Raw genomic sequence first — 7,397 nt, 5'->3', positions numbered from 1 at the left:
CCACGTAGTGGACGATGGTGGCGGGCACGGCGGTGGCGGTGGGCTGAGGCGTGGGCGAGGCCGGGATGGGCGTGGCCGATGCCGCCGGGACCGGAGTGGGCGACGCGGCGGCGGTGGTCGTGGTCGTCGTGGTCGTCGTGGTAGTGGTGGTGGGAGCGGCGGTGGTGGTGGTGGTCGTGGGGGCGACGGTGGTGGTGGTCGTCGTCGTGGGAGCGGCGGTGGTGGTCGTGGTGGTGGCGGAGGTGGTGGTCAGCCCCAGGTAGACGTCGTCCAGGGCCAGGTCGCCCTGGTCCCGGGTGTAGGTGAACCGGACCCGGGAAGCGAGGGAAGCGAGCGCGTAGGGGCCCTCGACGGTCCCCGAGGTCGGGAGGGGCTGGATGAGGTCGACGGTGCTCCAGGCCGCGGAGTAGTACTCCTCGACCAGCAGGGAGTCGGAGGCCCCGGTGCCGTCGCCCCGCAGCCAGAAGGTGAGCTTGTAGTCGCAGCCGGCGCCGAAGGTCCGGGTCACGACCCGGTCGCCGGTGCCGTCCAGGGCCAGGGCCGGGGAGGCGGCGCCGTAGTAGCCGGCGTCGGTGTAGGTGTCGGAGTCCTGGTCGCAGCCGACGAACTCCCAGCCCGCGGGCCGGGTGCCGGTGTCGAAGCCGTCAAACCCCTCGACGATGGCGGAACAGTCGACCGGGGTAGGAGAAGCGGGGATCGGGGTAGCGGTCGCCACCGGGGTCGGGGTTCCCGGAACCGGGGTCGCGGTCTTGACCGGCGTCGCGGTCGGGGGCGCGGTCGGGGGCGCGGAGGGCGTGGGCGGAGCGGTAGGGGGCGGAGTGGCGGTGGGAACGGCCGCGGTCGGGGTGGTCGGCGGGGTGGGGAAGCCGGTCAGCTTGACGTCGTCGAAGGCCAGGTTCCCCGCGCTCTGGGTGAAGGTGAAGCGCAGCTGCGTGCTTTCTTCCTCGAGCGGGAAGGGCGCGCAGGTGGTCCCCTCGGTGGGCAGGACCGTGATGTTGGTCACGGTCTGCCAGGAGGCGTTGTACAGTTCCTCGACCAGGAGGGAGCCGGAGGGGCTGGCGTTTTCCACCCCGCGGTACCAGAAGGTCAGGTACTGCGGGTTGGTGAAGGTCTCGGTCGTAATCCGGTCGCTGGTGGCGTCGAGCTTGATCGACGGGGAGGCGGTGCCGAAGTAGGTGGAGGGGGTGGTGTAGGTGTCGGAGTTCTGGTCGCAGCCGGTGAAGGTCCAGCCGGTCGGCCGGGTGCCGGTGTCGAAGTTGTCGAAGCCCTCGTCGAAGACGGTGTGGGTGTCGGCGTCGTAGACCAGGTAGCAGACGGCGCAACCGACCACGGCGGCGTCGTAACGCAGGCGCATGTAGCCGTCCTCGCCCCAGGTGTCGCCCCAGGAATTGCGCAGGATCCAGCAGCCCCCACCTCCCTCCGGGGGGTTGTCGTCCCAGCCGACCAGGGAGATAGCGTGGTTGCTCGTGGTATAGGAGCAGGGCGATCCGTCGCAGGTGTTGTTGGTGTCGTCGTAGATGCCGCTGTCGTAAGCGTCGAAGGCAGTCCCGACGTAGACTGCGGCGTCGACCACGCCGTAGGTCATGATCGCCGTCTTGATGGCGGTGACATCGTTGCAGTCGACCCGGTACCAGTTGGAGAAGGCGATGGTCTGATCCCCCCAGTGGGTACAGGAGCCGGGATCGTAATCCTGGTAGGGAAAGTTGGCCTCGGTCGTGATCCCGACCTCGCAAATGGCGGAAAGTTCCTCGTAGGCGTAGCTGGCCCCGTCGCAGCCGAAGAAGTCGCTGCTGTAGGCAGGCAGCCGGCCCAGGCACCAGGCGATGTAGCTCTCGGAGAGATCGATGCAGTTGCCGTCGTAGAGGCCCATTGCGTAATTATAGGTACCCTCGCCCGCAGCACTGGCCCCGAAGGCGTAGCAGGAGCCGCAGTTTTCCTGATTGCGAACGTCGCCGATGTAGGCGTGCCCGTTGACGTCGCGCCAGTCGAAACTGGAGGGGAGAGCCTTGCGCCCGATCACGCTGGGCAGGGGCCCGGGATCGTCCTGGGACTTGGGCATCGGGCGGAGAGGATGATAGCGGGAGAAAAAGGCGGCCTTTTCCTCGGCGGGCATCGAATAGACCCAGTTGTCGGCTACGGTAAAGAGGTAGCCGTTGTGTTCGATCTTGTAGCGGATCTCTTCCAGGGTATCGTCGTCCCCGAAGGGGATCAGATCCTTATCCGCCCGGTCCACCGCCTGGGCCACCATGAAGGGCAGCGCCAGGAGCAGGCCGATCAGGGCGACGCCGAGCAGCAATGAGCGCATCTACACCTCTCCTGATTAAGGTTGAATGCGTGGGGAAAAGTTCATCTAAGAAAATTTATCATTTTTGGGGAGGCAGGGGGAAAGAAATTCCGTATTTTTTTTGAGCGCAGACTCGAAGGTCCTGCCTCCCGGGGGCGCGGCGGAGCCGCCGCGCCCCCGGGAGGCGTGCGCCGGATAGATCCGGCGACCGCGTCAGCGGGTCACGGGCACGTCGCCGGTCGATCCGTGGTAGATCTTGGTCTCGCCCCGGATCCACCAGAGACCGGAACTCACGCGGAAGACGGCGGCCTGGTCCTCGCCGCCGCCGGCGTAATCGGCGGGGACCGGGACGTCCGAAGACGAACCGAAGTAGATCCGGGTCAGGCCCCGGAGGGACCAGAGCCCGCTGGAGGAGCGGAAAATACCCGGCTCCCAGGCGTCGTCGCCGTTGTAGTCTCCGGGGATGGCGGTATCCCAGGTGGAACCGAAATACATCCGGGTCCAGCCGCGCACGGCCCAGAGCCCGGAGCTGGCGCGGAAGACCGCCGGGTCCGCCGCCTCGTCCCCCCGGTAGGGGCCGGGGAGCGGGTTGTCGATGGTGTCCCCGAAATAGATCCGGGTCAAGCCCCGGACCGCCCACAGCCCCGAGCTGTTGCGGAAAACGGCGATCTCCGCGGTCCCGTCCCCGTCGTAATCCTGAGGGATCGGGAAATCGACGCCGCCGGCCGAGCCGAAATAAGCCCGGGTCCGCCCCCTGACCGCCCACAAGCTGGTACTGTTGCGGAAGACGGCGAACTCGGTGGTGCCGTCGCCGTCGAAGTCGGCCGGGACCGGCCGGTCGGAGGAGGTGCCGAAATAGACGCGGGTCAAGCCGTGCACGGCCCATAGGCCCGAGGACCCGCGGAAGATGGCGATATCGCTGGTGCCGTCGCCGTTGAAGTCGGTGTGGTACCGGTTGGGTTCAGAGGGAGTGTCCCAGACGAACCCGGCGAAGAAAGCGTCCCCGGTTCCCCCTCCGAACGTTCCCTGGTAGGCGCGCCGGAGGGGAAGATCGGCGGAATCGGTGCACCCGGCCAGCCACACCCGCTCGTCGGGGACCCTTCCCCAGGCGACGGCATAACCCCAATCCTCACCCGATCCTCCCAGGTAGGTGGAGTATTGGAGCCGGTCCCCGTCGGAGTGGAGGATGGTGTAGAAAGCGTCCCTGGCGCCCCGGATCGCGTCCTGGTAGGGGTTCTCGGTGGGGAAGTCGGATGATTGAGTCGAGCCGCAGATGTGGCTATCCCCGTAGTAGGGGTCGACCGCGATTCCCGCGGCCGAATCGTTCTGGCTTCCGCCCAGGTAGGTGGAAAACAGCACCGCGCCGCCGCTCGAGGAAAAAAGGGAGACGAAAGCGTCGCTCCCCCCGTGGTTGTAGGCTTGGACGGGGTTGAGGGTGGGAAAGTCCAGGGCGTAAGTGTACCCGGCCACCCGGGCTTGCTGGTAGTCGTCCAGAGCCACGGCCAGCGCCGCGGAGTCGACCCAGCTGCCCCCCAGGTAGGTGGAAAAGATGAGCCCGTCGCCGTAGTTGGAGAGTTTGCTGACGAAACCCGACGAGGCCGGCAGGGAAGGTGACGCCGGCCAGATGGAAAACGAGGTGGGGAAATCGCCGGAGAAGGTCTGGCCCACGACGTAGGCGCAGTTGTCCGAATCGACCGCGATGCCCCAGCCGGCATCCGCTCCGCTGCCACCCAGGTAGGTGGAGTAGTAGAGGGAACCGCCCCCGGGGGCGAACTGGGTGACGAAGGCGTCGTAATTCCCGGCCCGGGCGGACTGCACGGGATCGGAGTAACTGCAGGTGGGGAAATCGTTCGAGGTGGTGTACCCGGTGACGTAGATCCAGCCGGAGGCGTCGAAAGCCACGCCCTGGGCCTGCTCCAGGCCGCTTCCGCCGAGGTAGCTGGAGAAATACAGGCCCCCCCCGGTGGAGGAGATGCGGGCGACGAAGGCGTCCGAGCCGCCCCCGGAGTAGGCCGTCTGCCAGGCCCAGGCGGTGGCGGGGAAATCGGCCGATTCCGTGCTCCCCACGACGATGGCGCCTTCCTGTTCGTCCGCGGTCACGTTCAGGGCCTGTTCCAGCCCGCTTCCGCCCAGAAAGGTCGAGTAGAGCAGGGTCCTGCCGTTGGAGGAGAACTTGCTCACAAAGGCGTCTATGCTTCCGGCCAGGCTGCTCTGGTAGGCGTCGAAGGTGGGAAAATCGGGAGAGTTGGTGTAGCCGCAGATATAGACGCAGCCGTTGCTGTCCAGGGCCACGCCCTGGGCGACATCGTCTTGACTGCCTCCCAGGTAGCTCGAGCTCTCGAGCCAGGGTGCCGCCGGCAACGACGGGCTCCAGGCGGCGATCACGGTTGCGCTCACCAACGCCGATAACGGGAAAGGCTTTCTCACGGCGGCTCCTCCGTTGCGTCCGGTTAGAGTCGAAAATAGTTCCCCTCTCGGCCCCGAAGGAGGAGGAACAAAAAACATCACATAAAATAATTTTATGTCCGATAACGTCATCGGGCAATAAATTTTTCCCGGCGGGGAGAGCGCTTTCCTGCCGGAGGCGCGGCCGCGCGGCCGCCGCCCGGCGGCGGATCCGCAGGGTTCAACTTCCGCGCTTGCTTTCGACCCCGGGATTCGGGTACAAGTCCGGGGAAAAGAACGGAACACTCGAACCCGGGGAGGAAGAAAATGTTCGGTAAAGGTACGCTTACGGCCGTGTCGGTCGCCGCCGCCCTGGCCGCGGTCGGCGCTCGGGCCGAGGATGTGTATGTCCGCTCGGGCGCCACGGGCGACGGGAGTCGGGAAAATCCCTACGGCGAACTCTGGAAAGCCGTGGACCGGGCCCGGCGCGGGGACGTCATCCACGTGGCTGCCGGAACCTACAACGGCAAAGGGGGTTCGGGGCATTTCGTGATCAAGACCCCGCACCTTACTCTGGCCGGAGGGTACAACCAGGATTTCAGCGCCCGCAACCCCTTCCAGAACCTGACCGTCCTGGAACGTGCCGCCGATTACAAGGGGGACTGGACCGGGCTGCCGGAATCGGGAGCGATCATCGCCGGAGACATCCACGCCGACCACGGCGACCTCACCGTCGACGGGTTCGTGCTCGACGGGCGCACCCGCAACGCCTACCAGGAAGACGGGACCAAGATCCTGATGAAAAAATCCTACAACGGCCGGCTGATTTCCACCAGCAGCCCCAACACGGTGATCAAGAACTGCGTTCTGGCCAACCCCCTGGGAGAAGCCGTCTACTGCACCTGGGAAGGCGAGGGCAACCTGATCGAGAATTGCCTGATCGTCAACTGGTTTCATGTCGGGATCTCGACCCGTTCGGCCCAGCCCGGCAGCGTGGTCGCCGTCCGCCGCAACACCGTCGCCTTCGGTTGGCCCTACCCGTCCAAGGGAGGGGCGATGGCGGTCTTCGTCGGGCGCCAGGGCAAGACCGTCCTCGAGGACAATATCTTCGCCTTCTGCACCACCGAGGACGACGACGGCGGCATCGCGGTCAAGAACACCTTCGGCAACGACGAAACGGTCATGAAGAACAACGTCTTCTTCAGCTGCAACGGGGGGTTCTACAAATACATGGACGACAACCGGCAGTCCCTGCTGGTCTGGAAACCCTCCGGTCTGGCCGACCTCAACGACGAGGAGAACTGCGAGGACTACATGCTCTCCGCCAGCGGGGGCAACCGGGAAGCCGATCCCGGCCTGCAGCCCGACCCGGTCTACGCCGGGCTTTTCGCCGGGTTCATCGGCTCGGTCCCGGGAAAGCTGAACATGGACGCCTTGAACCAGTGGCGCCGTTCGGTGGGGCTGCCGCTTCAGGCCGAAGCCGGCTCGGCCCGGGAGAACTTCGGGCCTCCCTACCCGATCGCGAACCCCGCCGCGCTGGCCGCGCTCTCGTCCAAGATCGCCGGCATCGGGTTCACGGTCGATACCGGGTTCGACAGCTACGTTTCGGCCGCGCCCGCCGCCGTCCCCGAGAGCTTCGCCGCCGCCGATTTCTCCGCCTTCAAGAAGGGGGGAACCTACGCCGCGGGCGCCGAGGGGACTCCGGTGCGGTTTCAGGCCCAGATGGGCCCCCGCAAGCCCACCCCGTACCTGATCGAAGCCGTGGCGCCCGCCTCCGAATATACCTGCTACGAACTCTATAAGCCGGGTGCGGCGGTGGGCGCCTCCATGGACAAGATCTACGCCTATGTCCTCAACGGTTCCGAGGCCCACAAGGACTGGGAGAAGTACTTCAAGAAAGCGGACAAGTACAACTCCCAGGGAGGGGTCTGGATCAGCGGGAAGGTGTATTCGTCCCCGAACCAGAACTACACCTACCCGGTGGGGATCGTCGTCCTCCAGGTGGAAAAGCCTTAAGTTGAGGCTGACGCTGACGCGGAAAGAGGATTAACCACATAGCAGGACACAGAGATCACAGAGGATTTGGGGGGAATGAGGGCCGGATGAAGATGCCGCCGGGCAGACAGTGGGAGCCATGCTCTTTTCCCATTCGTGGGATCGTTCGACCATGAAGGACATGAAGGGGGAATAGAGGGTTCAGGGGAAGAACCCACCACCTCGGCCTCGGAAGCAGTCCACAGACCTGCCTGCCGGCAGGCAGGTCTGTGGACTCCCAGAGAGGGTGAGGTCGGGGGCTACTGAATTCTGACTCCTGTATTCTTCTCCCGAACCCTGAACCCTGAACCCTCTCTTTCCCTATGCTCCATGCTCTATGCCCTCTGCTTCTCTCCCCTGAACCCCGAACCCTGAACCCTGAACCCTGAACCCTCTCTTTCCCTATGCTCCATGCCCTATGCCCTATGCTTTCTCTACCATGAAGGACATGAAGTTCATGAAGGGGAGTGGGGTAGCCACAAAAGGCACAAGAGGCACAAGAGGATTTTAGAGGAGTGAATACGGGGTGAGGGTGCCCAGTGGGGGGGAGGGGAGAATCATGATCCTTTCCCCTAATCTGCGCAATCTTAGTTCCTGATTCTTTCCCCGATCAGAGTTAATCAGAGAAATCAGGTGCAAAAGTCTCCAGGGGGCGCGGCGGTGGGCTCCTGAATTCTGAATTCTTCTCCCTGAA

Annotated in this window: 3 protein-coding genes; 1 reads left to right on the top strand and 2 read right to left on the bottom strand. The window is 65.0% G+C overall.

The features are described from left to right. On the bottom strand, positions 1–2,305 hold a 2,305-nt coding region (locus PLZ73_12485; GenBank protein ID HOO78690.1), incomplete at its 3' end, for a C1 family peptidase. Between the two features lie 192 nt (positions 2,306–2,497). Then, positions 2,498–4,711 (bottom strand): SBBP repeat-containing protein, encoded by a 2,214-nt coding sequence (locus PLZ73_12480; GenBank protein ID HOO78689.1) that lies wholly within the window; start codon positions 4,709–4,711, stop codon positions 2,498–2,500. Between the two features lie 285 nt (positions 4,712–4,996). On the opposite strand from PLZ73_12480, the gene PLZ73_12475 reads away from it, so the two are divergent. Next, positions 4,997–6,685, top strand: coding sequence for a right-handed parallel beta-helix repeat-containing protein (locus tag PLZ73_12475; protein ID HOO78688.1), 1,689 nt, complete (start codon positions 4,997–4,999; stop codon positions 6,683–6,685). Positions 6,686–7,397 lie beyond the last annotated feature (712 nt).

The sequence above is a fragment of the bacterium genome (genome assembly GCA_035380285.1).
Taxonomy (GTDB): domain Bacteria; phylum Auribacterota; class Erginobacteria; order Erginobacterales; family DAOSXE01; genus DAOSXE01.
Note: the sequence above shows the minus strand (reverse complement) of the source record. Positions and strands in the feature narration are given on the sequence as shown.